Source organism: Telluria sp. ZT3P26, assembly GCF_059686035.1.
Genome location: NZ_JCASII010000004.1, coordinates 145,906 through 161,975, shown reverse-complemented (window position 1 = coordinate 161,975; position 16,070 = coordinate 145,906). Strand labels below are relative to the sequence as shown.

Here is a 16,070-nt window from a genome sequence, read left to right as displayed (position 1 = left end):
GTCGTATCCTCGTGCCATCGTATTTTCACCCTACTGCATAAGAGAACATCATGGGCAACCGCCTCTCAAAAATAGCAACCCGCACCGGCGACGATGGCAGCACGGGCCTCGGCGACGGCAGCCGCACGGGCAAGGACAGCGCGCGCATCCACGCGCTGGGCGAAGTCGACGAACTCAATTCCTTTGTCGGCCTGCTGCTGTGCGAAGACATGCCGGCGGATCTGCGCGACGAACTCGTGGGCATCCAGCATGACCTGTTCGACCTGGGCGGCGAGTTATGCATTCCCGGCTACCAGATGATCAAGGAAGAACACGTGCTGCGCCTGGATACCATGCTCGAGAAATACAACGCCGACCTGCCGGTGCTGAAGGAATTCATCCTGCCGGCCGGTTCGCGCGCAGCGTCCACGGCGCACCTGTGCCGCACGGTGTGCCGGCGCGCCGAACGCGCGATCGTCGCGCTGTCGAAGGCTGAAGAGATCCACGCGCACCCGCGCCAGTACGTCAACCGCCTGTCCGACCTGATGTTCGTGCTGGCGCGCGTGCTGAACCGCTTTGCGGGTGGCAGTGACGTGCTGTGGAATCACGGGCGCAAGGCCAGATAAGTCATGGACGACTTCATCGGCGTCTACGACGACGCGCTCACCGCGCAGCAGTGCGATGCGCTCATCCAGCGCTTCGACGCCAGCGACAAGGTGGTGCGCGGGCAGACAGGCAACGGCGTCGATGTCGTCAAGAAGGACAGCTACGACATCACGATCAACCAGCATCCGGAGTGGGCCGACGTGACGGGCCTCCTGGTGGACACGATGGCGCGCCACCTGGCCGCCTACGCCGAACGCTACCGGATGCTGCTGATGGGGTCACTCTCGCCCACGCTCGAGCATCCCGTGACCGGTGTGCCGACCGTTCTGTCGATGGCCAACTTCGATGAACTGGGACGACCCAACATCGATGAGCTGCTGCGCGTGCTGTACCGGCCCGGCACGATCAACCTGCAAAAGTACCTGCGCGGGAGCGGCGGCTATCACCACTGGCATTCAGAGATCTATCCGCAGAATGCCAGTGGCGAGTCGCTCCATCGGGTGTTGCTGTGGATGGTCTACCTGAACGATGTGGCCGAGGGCGGCGAGACCGAGTTCCTGTACCAGGGCCGAAAGATCGCCCCAAAAAAAGGCCGCATGGTCATCGCACCGGCGGGCTTCACGCACACGCACCGGGGCAATGTGGCGGTCAGTGGCGACAAATACATCGCCACATCCTGGATCCTGTACCAGCGCGCCGAAACGCTGTTCGCATAAATCACCTTGATCACCTGGAAGGCAAGCATGGACGCCACTACAAGTAAAGTCGCCATCGTCACGGGCGCCTCGCGCGGCATCGGCCGGGCCATCGCCCTGCGCCTGGCGCAAGACAAGAGCGCCGTTGTCGTCAACTACGCCCATCGCGCCAGCGATGCCGACGACGTCGTGCAGGCCATCGAGGCCGCCGGCGGCAGGGCCATCGCGCTGCAGGGCGATGTGGCCAACGCAAGCGATTGCGTGCGCTTGTTCGACGCGACCGAGGCGGAGTATGGCGGCGTCGACATCGTCGTCAACAACGCCGGCGTCATCCAGCCCGGCACGACCATGCTGGCCGACACCGACGACGCGCTGTACGAGCGCATCTTCGCCATCAACACGCGCGGCACGTTCAACATGCTGCGCCTGGCCGCCACACGCATGCGGACCAACGGCCGCATCGTCAATTTTTCCAGCAGCGTGATCGGCCTGGCGCTGCCCGGCTACGCCATCTACGCCGGCTCGAAAGCAGCGGTTGAAACGTTTACCAATATCTTTGCCAAGGAATTGCGCGGCAAGGGGATCTCGGTGACGGCCGTGGCCCCGGGCCCGACGGCGACCGATCTTTTCATGGAAGGCAAGACGCCCGAGCTGGTCGAGCGCCTGGGCAAGATGGCGCCACTCGAACGGCTTGGCACGCCGGACGATATCGCGGACACGGTGGCGTTTCTGGTCAGTCCGCAGGGCGCCTGGGTCAATGGCCAGACGTTGCGGGTCAATGGCGGGATCGTCTGACCCTGCCTGTAGGGTGGACGGCTATGCCGTCCACGCGTCCGCGCGAACCTTGCGCCGTGGTATGCGAAAGCTTGTTGAACGCGTGGACGGGAAACCCGTCCACGCTACGGCATGATGCACACGGCGTGTTGCCGTGCACCACGACCGCGTCAGCCGTTGTTCACCACCAGGCGCGGTTCACCGGACGCCGACAGGCGCGCGCGGATCGATGCCGCGATGCCCTTGGCATCCAGGCCCACCGACGACAGCAGCGCCACCGGATCGCCCTGGTCGATGAAGGTATCCGGCAAGCCCAGATTGAGCACCGGCTTGGCGATGCCGGCGGCGGCCAGCGCTTCCATCACGGCAGCGCCCGCGCCGCCCATGATGCAGCCCTCTTCCACCGTCACGATCAGGTCGTGCTCCTGCGCCAGACGCTTGACCAGGTCGACGTCCAGCGGCTTCACGAAGCGCATGTTCGCGACCGTCGCATCGAGTTCGTCGCCGGCCAGGATGCTGTGCGAGACCATCGAGCCGAACGCCAGGATGGCGATGTTCTTGCCGCTGCGGCGCACTTCGCCCTTGCCGATCTCGATCGAGTTCAAGGCCTCGACAATCGGCGTGCCGACACCGGCGCCGCGCGGATAGCGCACGGCAGCCGGGCCCGGATAGTGGTAAGCCGTCGTGAGCATCTGGCGGCATTCGTTTTCGTCCGACGCCGCCATGACGACCATGTTCGGGATGCAGCGCAGGTAGGCCAGATCGTAGTTGCCGGCGTGGGTCGCGCCATCGGCGCCGACCAGGCCTGCGCGGTCCAGCGCGAACGTCACGTCGAGGTTCTGCAGCGCCACGTCGTGGATCAGCTGGTCGTAGCCGCGCTGCAGGAACGTCGAGTAGATCGCCAGCACGGGCTTGACGCCCTCGGTCGCCATGCCGGCGGCGAACGTCACCGAATGCTGCTCGGCGATGCCGACGTCGAAGTAGCGCTGCGGGTATTCCTGGTGGAAGCGGACCATGCCCGAGCCTTCGCGCATCGCCGGCGTGATGCCGACCAGGCGCTGATCGGCCGCTGCCATGTCGCACAGCCAGTTGCCGAAGACTTCGGTGTAGGTGATCTTGCCCGGCGCGGTGGCCGGCTTGATGCCTTCGAGGTGATTGAACTTGCCGGTGCCGTGGTACAGGATCGGCTCGGCCTCGGCCAGCTTGTAGCCCTGGCCCTTCTTGGTCACCACGTGCAGGAACTGCGGGCCCTTGAGCTTCTTGATGTTTTCCAGCGTCGGGATCAGGGATTCGAGGTCATGGCCGTCGATCGGGCCGATGTAGTTGAAGCCGAATTCCTCGAACATCGTGGCCGGGACCACCATGCCCTTCGCATGTTCTTCGAGCTTGCGGGCCAGGTCGAGCACGGGCGCCGGCAGTACGCTCTTGCCCACGTTCTTGGCGGCGGCGTAGAACTGGCCCGACAGCAGACGCGCCAGGTAGCGATTGAGCGCGCCGACCGGCGGCGAGATCGACATGTCGTTGTCGTTCAGTATGACCAGGAGATTCACGTCGTCTTCGACGCCCGCGTTGTTCAGCGCCTCGAACGCCATGCCGGCGGTCATGGAGCCGTCGCCGATGACGGCGATGGCGTGGCGGTCTTCACCCTTGATCTTGGCGGCGGCGGCCATGCCGAGCGCGGCCGAGATCGAGGTCGACGAGTGGGCGGTGCCGAACGTGTCGTACTCGCTTTCGTCGCGCTTCGGGAAGCCCGACAGGCCATTCAACTGGCGCAGCGACGGCATGCGGCCGCGGCGGCCCGTGAGGATCTTGTGCGAGTAGGTCTGGTGGCCGACGTCCCAGACGATGCGGTCGCGCGGCGTGTCGTACACATAATGCAGCGCGATGGTCAGTTCGACCGTGCCCAGGTTGGACGACAGGTGGCCGCCTGTTTTCGAGACCGACTCGAGCAGGAACTGGCGCAGCTCCTTGGCCAGTGGCGTGAGCTGGGTGCGCGGCAGCTTGCGCAGGTCGGACGGGTCGTTGATATTGTCTAGCAGGTTCATTTAGGCCTTCCGCTGCACGATCAGGTCTGCCAGTTCACGCAGCCGCTGTGCTTGTTCTCCGAATGGCGCCAGCGCGTCATGCGCGTCACGCCGCAATTGCTCGGCCAGGTCGCGCGAAGGCGCCAGGCCGAGGATCGACACATAGGTCGGCTTGTTGTCGGCCGCATCCTTGCCGGCGGTCTTGCCCAGCGTGGCCGAGTCGGCGGTCGCATCAAGTACATCGTCGACTACCTGGAACGCCAGGCCAATCGCGGCCGAATAAGCGTTCAGGGCCTCGACTTCGAGTGGCGTCAGGTCGCGCCCCGCGAGCGCGCCAAGCAGCACCGACACGCGCAGCATGGCGCCTGTTTTCAGCTGGTGCATGCGTTCGAGTTCGTCGCGCGTCAGGGCCAGGCCCACGCTGTCGAGATCGATCGCCTGGCCGCCGCACATGCCGTTCGAGCCGGCCGCCTGTGCCAGCAGGCGCACCATCGTCAACAGGCGCGCCGGTGGCACGGTGGCACACTCGGACAGTACCGTAAAGGCCTGCGCCTGCAGCGTGTCGCCCACCAGCAGCGCGGTCGCTTCGTCATACGCCACGTGCACCGTCGGCTTGCCGCGGCGCAGCGCGTCGTCGTCCATGCACGGCATGTCGTCGTGCACGAGCGAATACACGTGGATCATTTCGACGGCGCTGGCAACCCGCGCGAGCGCGGCCGGGTCGGCGTCGAACAGCGCACCGGCGGCGTACGCCAGCAGCGGGCGCACACGCTTGCCGCCGCCCAGCGTCGTGTAGCGCATCGCTTCGTGCAGCTTGTGCGGCACCTGGGTGGCCGCTGGCAGGAACGCGTCGAGCGCGCCCTCGACGTCGTGCTGGACCTGGCGGGTCCAGTCGGCGAACGCCGGCGCGCTCATTGCACGCCCTCGTCGTCGCCCGAGAACGGTTTGAGCATGTCGCCTTCAAGTACCTTGACCTGCGACTCGACTTTCTCGAGCTGCCCTGCGCAGTACTTGACGAGTTCGGAGCCGCGCGCATACGCCGCGACCGAGGCGTCCAGCGGCAAGGCGCCGGACTCCATCTGTGTCACGAGCTGGGCCAGTTCGGCCATCGCCCCCTCGAAGGATTCGGGTGGCGCCGCCACTGCTGCTGCGCTGCCCGCTGTCATATTCTTTGCCATAGGTCGGTATCGTAAGGGCGTCCAGTTGTGCGCCGTGGGTCAATCCAATCGCGTATTTTAGATCAATCCAACACCACGGGGGGCGCACATTGCACCATTCGCAACATGCAGCCCCGTCCATCGATTGGGCTACGCCCTCCCTCATCATGAAAATCATGCCACGAAGGCAATTTCCCCGCCAGCGCACACAACAGCCGCGCGCCGGACCAAGACGGTAGAGCTCGTTCCGAAGTATAATCGCCGGTTCTGTCCGAAATACCGTATTCCTTTACTTAAATACTGGTCTTTGGATTCTTTCTCTTCTTTGGATGCTTATTTAAGGGGGGTTGGGATGTCCGATCTGGCTACCCACGCCAAGCTGGCGCGATCCAACGCGCAGCTTCCGGTAACTGTGTATTTTGACGAGGCGCTGCTCAAGCAAGAGATGCAGCAGCTGTTCGTGAATGGCCCGCGCTACGTCGGCCATGAATTGATGGTGCCCGAAACGGGCGACTTCGCCACGCTCGCTGCCGAACACGAAGGCCGCATGCTGGTGCGCAATGCCAACGGCATCGAGGTGCTGTCCAACGTCTGCCGTCATCGCCAGGCGCTCATGCTCAATGGGCGCGGCAATGCGACGAACATCGTCTGCCCGCTGCACCGCTGGACCTATGACCTGAAGGGTGAACTGATCGGCGCACCGCATTTTGCCGATACCCCCTGCCTGAACCTGTCCAAGACGCCGCTCCAGAACTGGAACGGCCTGCTGTTCGAGCAGAACGGCTACAACGTGATGGACAAGCTGGGCCAGTTGTCGGTGACGAAAGACCTGGATTTTTCGGGCTACATGCTCGACCACGTCGAAGTGCACCAGTGCGACTACAACTGGAAGACTTTCATCGAGGTCTACCTCGAGGATTACCACGTCGAGCCGTTCCACCCGGGCCTGGGCAACTTCGTCTCGTGCGACGACCTGAAATGGGAATTCGGCGCCGACTACAGCGTGCAGACCGTGGGCGTGAACCGCGCGCTGCAAAAGGCCGGCTCGCCTGCCTACAAACGCTGGCAGGAGCAGATCCTCAAGTTCAACAACGGCACGCCGCCGAAGTACGGCGCGATCTGGCTTACGCTCTACCCGAACATCATGGTCGAGTGGTATCCGCACGTGCTGGTGGTGTCGACGCTGTGGCCCGATGGTCCGGACAAGACGCGCAACGTGGTCGAGTTCTACTACCCCGAAGAGATCGTGCTGTTCGAGCGCGAATTCGTCGAGGCAGAACGCGCCGCGTACATGGAAACGGCGGTCGAGGACGATGAAATCGGCCTGCGCATGGATGCCGGCCGCAAGATCCTTGTGGCGCGCGGCGTCAATGAAGTCGGTCCGTACCAGTCACCCATGGAAGACGGCATGCAGCATTTCCATGAGTGGTATCGCAGCAAGATGGCGCTCTAGCCGTGTCGTGACACGCAGCGCTGCGGAGGGTGTGGCCAACCGGCTGCCCCTCCTTTTTTTATTGGGAATACCATGGCTTCACTCTGGATGCTGTTCGCCAGCTTCGCGTTCGCCGCGATGGGCGCGGGCGTCAAGCTCGCCTCCGCGTTCTACTCCACGTCCGAACTGCTGATGTACCGGGGCCTGATCGGCACCGTCATCCTGCTGGCCATGGTGCGCCACCGTGGCGGCACGTTCAGGACGCCGTTCGCGAAATCGCACCTGATCCGCAGCTTCGTCGGCGTGACCGCCCTCTGGATGTGGTTCTTCGCCATCGGCCGCCTGCCGCTGGCCACCGCCATGACGCTGAACTACATGGCTCCGATCTGGATCGCGGCCTGGATGTTCGCGCTGGGCTGGTGGACCCGCACCAAGCACGCAGAGTGGCCGCTGGTCGTCGCCATCGGCATGAGCTTCTTTGGCGTCACGATGGTGCTGCAGCCGGCGATCGAAAGCCGGCAATGGCTCGGCGCGCTGGCCGGCGTGTGCTCGTCGGTGGTGTCGGCGGCGGCGTATATGCAGGTGCGCAAACTGGGCCTGCTGGGCGAGCCCGAATACCGCGTCGTGTTCTTCTTTTCGCTCACCACCGCGGTGGTGGGCCTGCTCGCCACGCTGGCCGGCGACGGGCCGAAGGGCGCCGTGTTCCACGCCCACACGCCATACAGCCTGCTGCTGCTGGCCGGGATCGGCGGCGCGGCGCTGATGGCGCAGATGGCCATGACCCGCGCCTACCGCGTCGGCAAGGTGCTGGTGGTGGCCAACCTGCAGTACACCGGCATCGTGTTCTCGTGCCTGTGGGGCCTGCTGCTGTGGGGCGACACGTTCGACTGGCACGTCTGGCTGGGCGTGGCCGTGATCCTGGTGTCGGGCGTGGCCGCGACGTTCTACAATACCCGCAAGACGGCGCGCGGCGCCGTCGTCAAGGACACCGATCCGATCGCCAGCGAAACGTAAAGGAACCGTCATGCACCAGACCCTGATTTCTGCCGCCGACCTGGCTGCGCACATCGACGACCCGGTCTGGGTTGTCGTCGACTGCCGCCACGACCTGATGAACCTGGCCGCCGGCCGTGGCGCTTACGCGAGCGGCCACCTGCCGGGTGCGGTGTTTGCCGATATCGAGACGGTGCTGTCGGGCGCCAGGAACGGCGCCGATGGCGTGTTCCTGGGCCGGCATCCGCTGCCCGACAAAGAAGCACTGGCCGAAGCCCTGCGCGACTTCGGCATCGGCGACACCACGCAGGTGGTAGCGTATGACGCGCACGGCGGCATGTTCGCGGCGCGCCTGTGGTGGCTGCTGCGCTGGCTGGGGCACGAAGCAGTGGCGGTGCTCGATGGCGGGATGGCCGCGTGGGAGGCTGCCGGGCAGCCGTTGACGACCGAGGTGCGCACCAGGCCGCGCGGCGCCCTGAGCGTCCAGGCGCCGTTCGTGCCGACCGTGACGGTGCGCGAAGTGCTGGACAATCTGGAAAGCGGCAAACGGATCGTGATCGATGCGCGCGCGGCCGACCGGTATCGTGGCGAGAATGAAACCATCGATCCGGTGGGCGGGCATATTCCCGGCGCGAAGAACCGCTTCTTCAAGGACAATCTGGGGCCTGACGGGCGCTTCAAGGATGCCGCGCAGCTGCGGGAAGAATTTGGCGCCCTGATCGATGATCCTGCCGCAGCCATCATGCAGTGCGGCTCGGGCGTGACTGCCTGCCACAATCTGCTGGCACTGGAAGTGGCCGGTTTGCCGGGCGCCGCGCTGTATCCGGGGTCGTGGAGCGAGTGGGTCGGCGATCCTGCGCGGCCGGTCGCCAAAGGCGCGGCTTAGTCAACCAACCTGGGTTCCAGCCTTCGCTGGAACGACGGTGTCAAGGCAAGCAGCTAAAAGCGGTGATTACGGCACGCGACACAAACACGTCGTTCCAGCGGAGGCTGGAACCCAAGTCCGCAGCGCCACCATTAACGCAACATCAAAACGCGTGCAACGCGAAGACAATCGCCACGCCCAGCCCGATCAGCACCACCTGCGGAATCGACTCGCGCAACGTCGAGCGCCTTTGCATCTGCGGCATCAGGTCGCTCACCGCGATATAGATGAACCCTGACGATGCAAACACCAGCACGTACGGGATCAGGCCGCTGGCCCGGTCCAGCGTGTAATACCCCAGCAAGCCCCCCGCCACCGCCATCAGGCTGCACAGCAGGTTGAACACATAGGCGCGCAGGCGCGAGAAGCCGGCATTGAGCAGCACGATGAAGTCGCCGATTTCCTGCGGGATTTCATGCGCGACGATCGCCAGCGCGGTAACGATGCCCAGCTCCGGATTGGCCAGGAAGGCCGCGGCGATCAGGATGCCGTCCGTGAAGTTGTGCATCCCGTCGCCGAGCAGGATCATCCAGCCGGCCTTGCCCGCTTCGCGCGCGTCGTGCCCGTGGGCGTGATGGTGGCCGTCGCCTTCGTGGTGGTGCGAGTGGCGCAACAGGGCGACCTTCTCCAGCAGGAAGAACGCCAGCAATCCGGCCAGCAGCGTGGCGAACAGGCTCCTCGTATTGGCGCCCGAATCGAATGCTTCGGGCAGCGCGTGCAGCAGCGACGTGGCCAGCATGATGCCGACCGACAGGCTGACCATCTTTTCCACCACTTTCGACAGCAGGGCAAACGAGAAAATGGCAGCCCCGGAGATGCTGACGACGCCGGCGACGACCGTCGCCAGCAGGATCGAGCGCAGGGTCGGGTCAATGAATGGGGCTGAAAACGGGTCGATTTGAAGGCCTCTTGTTCGGTGCGTGCGACGAGCCGCAAACCGGGCATTGTACCGCTCCCGGCCTGCCCTCGTCCAAGGCAAAGCCTGCCAGGGAAGCACTGATTTATTCTGGGGGATGGAATTGGCAGTTGAAAAAGTCAGCCTGCAAGGCGCAAAATCGAAGCAATAGCGAGCTATTGCGAGAATTTGCAACGCCGCAGGATGGCTCTTTTCAACGCCAAGTCCGCCGCCATGAATTAATCAGTGCTTCCCTAGATCAGGCGACGCCGTATTTGGCGAACCACGCCAGCGCGCGGTTCCAGCCATCCTGCGCGTCTGCCGCGTTGTACATCGGGCGGTAGTCGGCGTGGAAGGCGTGGCCGGATTCCGGGTACACGTGGATCGTCGAGCGGCTGTTGCCCTTGTCGAGCGCGGCCTGCATGCGTTGGACCGATTCGACCGGAATGCCGGTGTCCTTCGCGCCGTACAGGCCCAGTACCGGCACCTTCAGGTTCTGCGCGAAATCGATCGGGTGCTTCGGCGACGTGGCGGTTGCTTCGCCCACCAGGCGGCCGTACCAGGCCACGCCCGCCTTGACCTTGAGGTTGTGCGCCGCGTACAGCCACGTGATGCGGCCACCCCAGCAAAAACCGGTGATGCCCAGTTTCTCGATGTTGCCGCCGCGCTGCTGGGCCCACGTGACCACGCGGTCGAGGTCCGACATCACTTGCGCATCGGGCGTCTTCGCCACGATGTTCTTCATCAGCTCGGCCGTGCTCGGGGCCTTGGTCGCATCGCCCTGGCGCACGAACAGATCGGGCGCGATCGCCATGTAACCCTGCTTGGCAAAGCGGCGCACCACGTCCTTGATGTATTCGTGCACACCGAAGATCTCGGAAATCACCAGGATCACGGGCACGCCCGTCTTGCCCTTGGGCTGGGCGCGATACACGGGCACGTCCTGACCGTCGATGACCAGGATGGTGTCGCCGGCATCGAGACCGTCGGTATCGGTCTGGATCTGGGTCTGCGCCATGACCGGCAGCGCGCTGGCGGCAAAACCGGTGCCGATGGCGGCCCGGATGAAGTCACGGCGGCCGACGCCATCGTTGTATGCGCTCGCGCCGAGCAGGCTGCCGGCGTCGTTGACGAGATCTTTCATGGTCATCCCTTCGATCAGTGGTGGACAGGCTTGCGAGTTTAGCATCGGTGCAGCCCGGCACGCGCATCCACCCAGATGATGCCGTGATAACACTTTACAAATGAGAATGATTCTCATTATAATTTACCACACCACCACTGGACCACGCCCTCAGCAATGCTGACGGGCGTGTCCGGTCACCGTCCATTCCCCCATACCGAGAAGACCTGCTCATGCTCCCGCCACGCCCCTTGCTGCCCCGCTGCCTTGTCCTTCGCGCCTGCACCGCCGCCGTACTCGGCATCCTGCCGTCCTGGCATGCCCAGGCCGAAGATGCACCAACCACCATCCCGACCACGCTGCAGGCAGTCACCATCACGGGCGCGCGCGACGCAACGACCGAAGGGAGCGGCTCGTACACGACGACCGGCCCATTGACCACCGGCGCGCGCCTGAACCTGACGCCGCGCGAGACGCCGCAGTCGCTCTCGATCGTCACGCGCGAACGCATGGAAGAGCAAGGCCTGCAGACGCTGGCCGACACCATGCAGCAGGTCACCGGCATCTACGTCAACTACAACGACACCGAACGCGTGACCTACAACGCGCGGGGCTACGCAGTGAACAACTTCCAGGTCGATGGCATGCTGAACCTGTTCGGCAGCTCGCTCAAGGCCAATGGCGACAACGTGGTCTACGACCGCATCGAGGTGGTGCGGGGCGCCACTGGCCTGACCACCGGCGCGGGCGATCCGTCGGCCACGATCAACCAGGTGCGCAAGCGCCCGACCAGGACCTTCCAGGCCAATGCCGCGCTGCGCATCGGCACGCACGACCTGCGCCGCGCCGAGCTCGATGTGAGTGGCCCGCTCGCCTTCGAGGGCAAGCTGCGCGGACGCTTCGTCGTGGCCAGGCAGGAGGCCAAGTCGTTCCGCCCGCTGTATGAACAGGACCTGGGCGCCGTGTACGGCATCCTGGAGGCCGACCTTGGGCCTGCCACGGTACTGGCAATCGGCCACGAGCGTCAGAAGTCCGATCCGCGCGGTTCGACCTGGGGTACGGTCCCGTACTGGAACGCGGACGGCTCGCTGGCCAACATGCCGCATGATCTGAACCTGTCCACGCCGTGGGCTTCGTGGAATCTGCTGGAAGAAAAAACCTTCGCCACGCTCGAACACCGCTTCAACCGCAACTGGCGCCTGCGCGCCGGATGGACCACGGCCGATCGCGAACAGGATGGCAGCCTGTACTTCGGCTATGGCGGCTACCCGCGGCCCGACGGCAGCGGCATCACGGTGGCCTACGGTCGCTTCCCGGCCGATGAAACGATGGACGTCCTCGAATGGAATATCGACGGCAAATTCAATCTGTTCGGCCGCCAGCACGATCTGGTCTTCGGCTGGGGAAAGGCCGAGCGCGAAACGGTCTCGCCGCGCATCACGCTCGGCGCGGTCCCGGCGGGCTACAGCGCGATCCCCGACTGGCGCACCTGGAGCGGCGACGTGCCTGAATTTCCGACCACGGTCGGCGCTGTCCCGACCAGCATCGGCCAGGTTGACCAGAAGGCGGCTTTCCTGGCCACGCGCCTGAATCTGTCCGATGCGCTCAAGGCCGTTGTCGGCGTGCGACATGGCAAGTATGCGACCAATACCCGCAACTTCAGCCCCGCCGGACCCGTCACGACCACCACCGGCTTTACCAACGACGATATCGTCACGCCGTATGTCGGCCTGCTGTTCGACCTGAACCAGCAATGGACTGCCTACACTGCCTACACAAGCATCTTCCAGCCACAGAATTATCGCGATGTGAACAATGCATTCCTCGATCCGGTCGAGGGCAACAATATCGAAGCGGGGGTGAAGGCTGAACTGTTCGACCGGCGCATGAACTTCTCCGCGGCGATCTTCCGCAGCAAGAAGGACAACGTCGCCGAAATCGACGACAGCGTGCCGCCCAATTCACTGCCGGGTGCGGTGCAGGCATACCGCTCCACCGGCAAGGGCAATGTGATCGATGGCGTCGAGGTCGAAGCATCCGGCCAGATCGTGAAGCAATGGAATCTGTCAGCTGGCTACAGCCATACGCGCTCGCGCAATGCGCAGGGCGTGGCCATCAATACGGTCATTCCACGCAACCTGCTGCGGGTGTTTTCCAGCTACCGCTTCGGCGCCGACGGCCAGTATGCACTCGGCGGCGGTGTGAACTGGCAAAGCAATCTGTGGAATACCGCGCAGAAGCCGACCGGCAGCTACAACGCCAGCGGGGCGCCGGTCACGAGCCTGTCGCGCATCGGACAAGGGTCGGTGTGGCTGGCCAATATCATGGCCAGCTACCGGATCAACAAGAACCTGACGGCCAGCGTCAATCTGAATAACGTCTTCAACAAGATCTACTACAACCGTGTCGGGTTCTATAACGGCCTGCACTACGCCGAGCCGCGCACGGCATCGGCCACGCTGCGCGCGACGTTCTGAGCGCCGTCGCAGACGCGGGCCGGGCTGACTTCGTCGAGGATCGCATACAGCTTCTGCATGTCGACCGGCTTGACCAGGTGGTGGTTGAAGCCGGCGGCCGCGGTACGCGCGCGATCCTGCTCCTGGCCGTAGCCGGTGATCGCGACCAGCACCGCATGCTGCGCATTGGGCCGGGCCCGCAGGCGTTTTGCCAGCTCGATGCCGTCGATGTCGGGCAGGCCGATATCGAGCAGGTAGACATGTGACGCCGCATGCTCGGACGCGGCCAGCGCCGGCAGCGCGGCATGTTCGACGTGCACCTCGTGGCCGTTCGATTCGAGCAGCAGTGCGAGCATCGTCGCCGCGTCCATATTGTCGTCCACCACCATGATGCGAAGGTGGTCGGACGGCGCCGGTGCGCTCGTGGTGCCGGCAGCCGGGGCCCCGGCGACCGGCGCCTCGCTGTCCAGGCGCGGCAGGCACACCGTGAAGGTACTGCCCTTGCCCTGCCCCGCGCTGTCGCAGGTGACGCTGCCGTGATGCAGGCCGACCAGGCTTTTCACCAGCGCCAGGCCCAGGCCCAACCCACCCATCGACCGGTCGGACGAACGCTCGGCCTGTGAAAACAGCTCGAACGCGCGCGCGACCAGTTCGGGCGCCATACCGATGCCATCGTCCGCCACGTGCAACAGCACGTGCGTGGCGCGCACTTCGGTGCTCAATCTGATGTGGCCACCTTCGGGCGTGTACTTCGCCGCATTGCTGAGCAGGTTGGCCAGCACCTGCACCAGGCGCTTGTGGTCGCCCTCGACCAGCGGCGCTTGCGGCGGCAGTGTCAGCGCCAGATGATGGCGCCGGGCGTGGATCAGTGGCGTGACCTGCTCGACTGCGTCATTCACGATGTGGCGAAGATCGAGGCGCTCGGTATGGAGCGCCACCAGCCCGCGCGTGACGCGCGAGACGTCCAGCAGGTCGTCGACCAGGCTGGTCATGTGGCGCACCTGGCGCCCGATGACCTGGCTGGTCTTGCGCACCTGCGCCTCATCGAGCCGCGCCCGTTGCAGCAGGTCGGCGGCCGCGCCGATCGGCGCGAGCGGATTGCGCAGCTCGTGCGCCAGCATCGCCAGGAATTCGTCCTTGCGGCGGTCGGCGACGGTCAGCTTTTCTTGCGCTTCGCGGCGCTCGGTGACATCGCGGAAGAAGAACGCGATGCCGCCATCGGGCGAGCGATGGGTGCGGGTTTCGATCCATGCCTGGCGTCCATCCGGCATGCGCTGGGCCAGCTCGACAATCCCGGCGGTGCCGGTGGCCATCACGCGCCGGAACACGGTGTCGATCGAGGTGTTACGCAATTCGGGCCAGACATCCCAATGGCTGTGGCCGATGACGTCTTCGGCGCGGCGCTGGGTCAGGCGCAGGCCTTCGGCGTTCATGCGCAGGATATTCCAGTTCTTGTCGAGCACCGCGAAGCCCTCGCCCATGCTGTCGAAGATGCTCTGGCTCTGGTCGCGTTCACGCCGCAGCGCATTGTGCGCGCGGGCCGCTTCGACCGCCGACCAGGTGCGCTCGGCAGTATCCTGCGCCATCCGTATCTCGGCCTCGCGCCACTTGCGCGGCGCGGCATTCTGCACCGTCAGCACGACCTTCATCTTGCCGGCCTTGATGTACGGGACCAGCAGATCGGCGCCGACACCGATCGCCGCGTAGATGCCGGTATTGCCCGCGGTGCGGCTGTCCTGCGCGACATCGTGGTTGACGACAGTCTGGCCGGCGCGCAGCGCGGCGATCATCGGCGGGCCAAAATCGTCCATGACCATGACCCTGCCGGCCAGGCTCGCTACGCCCTGGGCGGTCCAGTCGCGCACGATCGCAACGGTGCCGGCGGCGTCGTCGATCTGCGCATACAGCACGCGCGACGCCTGCAGGGCGCGGCCCAGCAGCTCGCAGGCTGCCTCGGTGACGTCGTCGGGATCGGCGAGCTGGCGGATGCGGTCGGCCAGTGCGAGCTGGAAGGTCTGGTTTTCGCGGACCGCTTCGAGCTGCTGGACTTTTTCGAACAGCGCCTGCGCCGCATGATAGGCCTCGGTGACATCGCTGCCCTGGGCAAAGATGCCCGTCACCTGTCCGTCGTGGCCAAAGATCGGCTGGCACAGCAGATCGACGTAGCGTTGTTCCAGCGCGCCATCCGGCCGGCGCTGCAGCGCGATCAACGAATCGCGCAGCACGACCGGCTTGCCATTGGTGAAGACGTCATCGAATACGCGGCGCACGCCCTGCGCCACCAGCTCGGGTAGCGCGTCAAGCAAGGGTTTGCCGATCAGCTCCCGGCGCCCGACCAGCTGGTAATACGCTTCGTTGGCCATCTCGAAGACATGGTCGGGGCCGGTGAGCACTGCGATGAAGCTGGGCGCCTGGTTGAACATCGTCTGCAACTGGCTGCGCTCAAGACTCAGGATGCGCGTCATCGCCTCGTGCATCTGCGGCCGGTTCATCTGGGGCATGTCGGGCACCGCATGTGCGCCCTGCCGGAGATGGTAGGCGCCGCTGGCCGCATCGAAGCGGTACAGATCCGTGACATCGATGGCGTTTTGCGCGACGAAGGCGACCTCGCCGGCAGCATCGAACACCGGCGTATGGATCGCGCTCCAGCAACGCTCGCCGAACACGTGGCCACCGGGCGTCTCGCGCGGCACCGCATAGCGCAGCAGCGCGCTGGTGTGCGGCTGCTTCGTCGCAAATGCTTGTTCAATCGATCTGCGTACCTCATCGACGTTGGTCGATGCGGGGTCGTTGGGATCGGCCGGAAACGCGTCGAAGATATGCTTGCCCACGATCTGCTGCGCTGTACGCCCGGTCGCCTGCAGATAGGCGGGATTGGCACCGATGATGGTGAAATCCCGGTTGATGAGCAGATAAGGATACGGCGAGGCCGCGAACAACGCCGCGTAGTCAGGTTGCGTAAACATCACTTATTCTCACATATAAAGTGCGAGAAAAATACGCTTTATGTA

13 protein-coding genes are annotated in these 16,070 nt (G+C 64.7%); 7 read left to right on the top strand and 6 right to left on the bottom strand.

Annotated elements, in window-relative coordinates:
- Window positions 1–50: 50 nt before the first annotated feature.
- Genes AC56LN_RS14425 through AC56LN_RS14415 form a run of 3 tightly spaced genes read left to right on the top strand, consistent with a single transcriptional unit; the run spans window position 51 to window position 2,075 of the window.
- A complete protein-coding gene (locus AC56LN_RS14425; protein WP_499572694.1) occupies window positions 51–605 on the top strand; it encodes a cob(I)yrinic acid a,c-diamide adenosyltransferase in 555 nt (184 codons plus the stop codon).
- Window positions 606–608: 3 nt separating this feature from the next.
- Complete coding sequence (locus AC56LN_RS14420) at window positions 609–1,301, top strand: 2OG-Fe(II) oxygenase (protein WP_499572692.1); 693 nt, start codon at window positions 609–611, stop codon at window positions 1,299–1,301.
- Between the two features lie 27 nt (window positions 1,302–1,328).
- Window positions 1,329–2,075: an SDR family oxidoreductase gene (locus AC56LN_RS14415; RefSeq protein WP_499572691.1), complete on the top strand. Its 747-nt coding sequence runs from the start codon at window positions 1,329–1,331 to the stop codon at window positions 2,073–2,075.
- Window positions 2,076–2,224: 149 nt separating this feature from the next.
- On the opposite strand, the gene dxs is transcribed toward AC56LN_RS14415, so the two are convergent.
- The 3 genes from dxs to AC56LN_RS14400 are packed head-to-tail and all read right to left on the bottom strand — an operon-like array spanning window position 2,225 to window position 5,256.
- Entirely contained in the window at window positions 2,225–4,099 is a 1,875-nt protein-coding gene (dxs, locus tag AC56LN_RS14410; protein WP_499453291.1) for a 1-deoxy-D-xylulose-5-phosphate synthase, read from the bottom strand.
- Complete coding sequence (locus AC56LN_RS14405) at window positions 4,100–4,993, bottom strand: polyprenyl synthetase family protein (RefSeq protein WP_499572690.1); 894 nt, start codon at window positions 4,991–4,993, stop codon at window positions 4,100–4,102.
- Window positions 4,990–5,256, bottom strand: a complete 267-nt coding sequence (locus AC56LN_RS14400; protein WP_482897384.1) for an exodeoxyribonuclease VII small subunit — start codon at window positions 5,254–5,256, stop codon at window positions 4,990–4,992. The genes AC56LN_RS14405 and AC56LN_RS14400 overlap by 4 nt, the downstream gene beginning before the upstream one ends.
- 331 nt (window positions 5,257–5,587) lie before the next feature.
- Here AC56LN_RS14400 and AC56LN_RS14395 point away from each other — a divergent pair, with 331 nt between their 5' ends.
- The 3 genes from AC56LN_RS14395 to AC56LN_RS14385 all read left to right on the top strand — a co-directional run bounded on the left by AC56LN_RS14395 (window position 5,588) and on the right by AC56LN_RS14385 (window position 8,546).
- Complete coding sequence (locus tag AC56LN_RS14395; RefSeq protein ID WP_499572689.1) at window positions 5,588–6,688, top strand: aromatic ring-hydroxylating oxygenase subunit alpha; 1,101 nt, start codon at window positions 5,588–5,590, stop codon at window positions 6,686–6,688.
- Window positions 6,689–6,760: 72 nt separating this feature from the next.
- The gene (locus AC56LN_RS14390) at window positions 6,761–7,681 is read left to right on the top strand and encodes a DMT family transporter (RefSeq protein WP_499572688.1); all 921 of its coding nucleotides are present in this window, start codon (window positions 6,761–6,763) and stop codon (window positions 7,679–7,681) included.
- A gap of 10 nt (window positions 7,682–7,691) precedes the next feature.
- On the top strand, window positions 7,692–8,546 hold the full coding sequence (locus AC56LN_RS14385; RefSeq protein WP_499572687.1) for a sulfurtransferase: 855 nt from the start codon (window positions 7,692–7,694) through the stop codon (window positions 8,544–8,546).
- Between the two features lie 142 nt (window positions 8,547–8,688).
- On the opposite strand, the gene AC56LN_RS14380 is transcribed toward AC56LN_RS14385, so the two are convergent.
- A complete protein-coding gene (locus AC56LN_RS14380) occupies window positions 8,689–9,387 on the bottom strand; it encodes a ZIP family metal transporter (protein ID WP_482900172.1) in 699 nt (232 codons plus the stop codon).
- Between the two features lie 352 nt (window positions 9,388–9,739).
- Window positions 9,740–10,624: a dienelactone hydrolase family protein gene (locus AC56LN_RS14375; protein WP_499572685.1), complete on the bottom strand. Its 885-nt coding sequence runs from the start codon at window positions 10,622–10,624 to the stop codon at window positions 9,740–9,742.
- A gap of 212 nt (window positions 10,625–10,836) precedes the next feature.
- On the opposite strand from AC56LN_RS14375, the gene AC56LN_RS14370 reads away from it, so the two are divergent.
- Window positions 10,837–13,080 carry a TonB-dependent siderophore receptor gene (locus AC56LN_RS14370; protein ID WP_499572684.1) on the top strand — a complete coding sequence of 748 codons (2,244 nt, stop codon included), beginning with the start codon at window positions 10,837–10,839 and terminating at the stop codon, window positions 13,078–13,080.
- On the opposite strand, the gene AC56LN_RS14365 is transcribed toward AC56LN_RS14370, so the two are convergent.
- Window positions 13,032–16,025, bottom strand: a complete 2,994-nt coding sequence (locus tag AC56LN_RS14365) for a hybrid sensor histidine kinase/response regulator (RefSeq protein ID WP_499572682.1) — start codon at window positions 16,023–16,025, stop codon at window positions 13,032–13,034. The genes AC56LN_RS14370 and AC56LN_RS14365 overlap by 49 nt on opposite strands.
- Window positions 16,026–16,070: the final 45 nt, after the last annotated feature.

What these genes read in the sequence shown, in the direction of transcription:
- AC56LN_RS14405 (WP_499572690.1), bottom strand. Translation starts at nt 4,993, where the DNA reads ATGAGCGCGCCGGCGTTCGCCGACTGGACCCGCCAGGTCCAGCACGAC.
- AC56LN_RS14425 (WP_499572694.1), top strand. Translation starts at nt 51, where the DNA reads ATGGGCAACCGCCTCTCAAAAATAGCAACCCGCACCGGCGACGATGGC.
- AC56LN_RS14395 (WP_499572689.1), top strand. Translation starts at nt 5,588, where the DNA reads ATGTCCGATCTGGCTACCCACGCCAAGCTGGCGCGATCCAACGCGCAG.
- AC56LN_RS14365 (WP_499572682.1), bottom strand. Translation starts at nt 16,025, where the DNA reads ATGTTTACGCAACCTGACTACGCGGCGTTGTTCGCGGCCTCGCCGTAT.
- AC56LN_RS14375 (WP_499572685.1), bottom strand. Translation starts at nt 10,624, where the DNA reads ATGAAAGATCTCGTCAACGACGCCGGCAGCCTGCTCGGCGCGAGCGCA.
- AC56LN_RS14400 (WP_482897384.1), bottom strand. Translation starts at nt 5,256, where the DNA reads ATGGCAAAGAATATGACAGCGGGCAGCGCAGCAGCAGTGGCGGCGCCA.
- AC56LN_RS14420 (WP_499572692.1), top strand. Translation starts at nt 609, where the DNA reads ATGGACGACTTCATCGGCGTCTACGACGACGCGCTCACCGCGCAGCAG.
- AC56LN_RS14415 (WP_499572691.1), top strand. Translation starts at nt 1,329, where the DNA reads ATGGACGCCACTACAAGTAAAGTCGCCATCGTCACGGGCGCCTCGCGC.
- AC56LN_RS14370 (WP_499572684.1), top strand. Translation starts at nt 10,837, where the DNA reads ATGCTCCCGCCACGCCCCTTGCTGCCCCGCTGCCTTGTCCTTCGCGCC.
- dxs (WP_499453291.1), bottom strand. Translation starts at nt 4,099, where the DNA reads ATGAACCTGCTAGACAATATCAACGACCCGTCCGACCTGCGCAAGCTG.
- AC56LN_RS14390 (WP_499572688.1), top strand. Translation starts at nt 6,761, where the DNA reads ATGGCTTCACTCTGGATGCTGTTCGCCAGCTTCGCGTTCGCCGCGATG.
- AC56LN_RS14385 (WP_499572687.1), top strand. Translation starts at nt 7,692, where the DNA reads ATGCACCAGACCCTGATTTCTGCCGCCGACCTGGCTGCGCACATCGAC.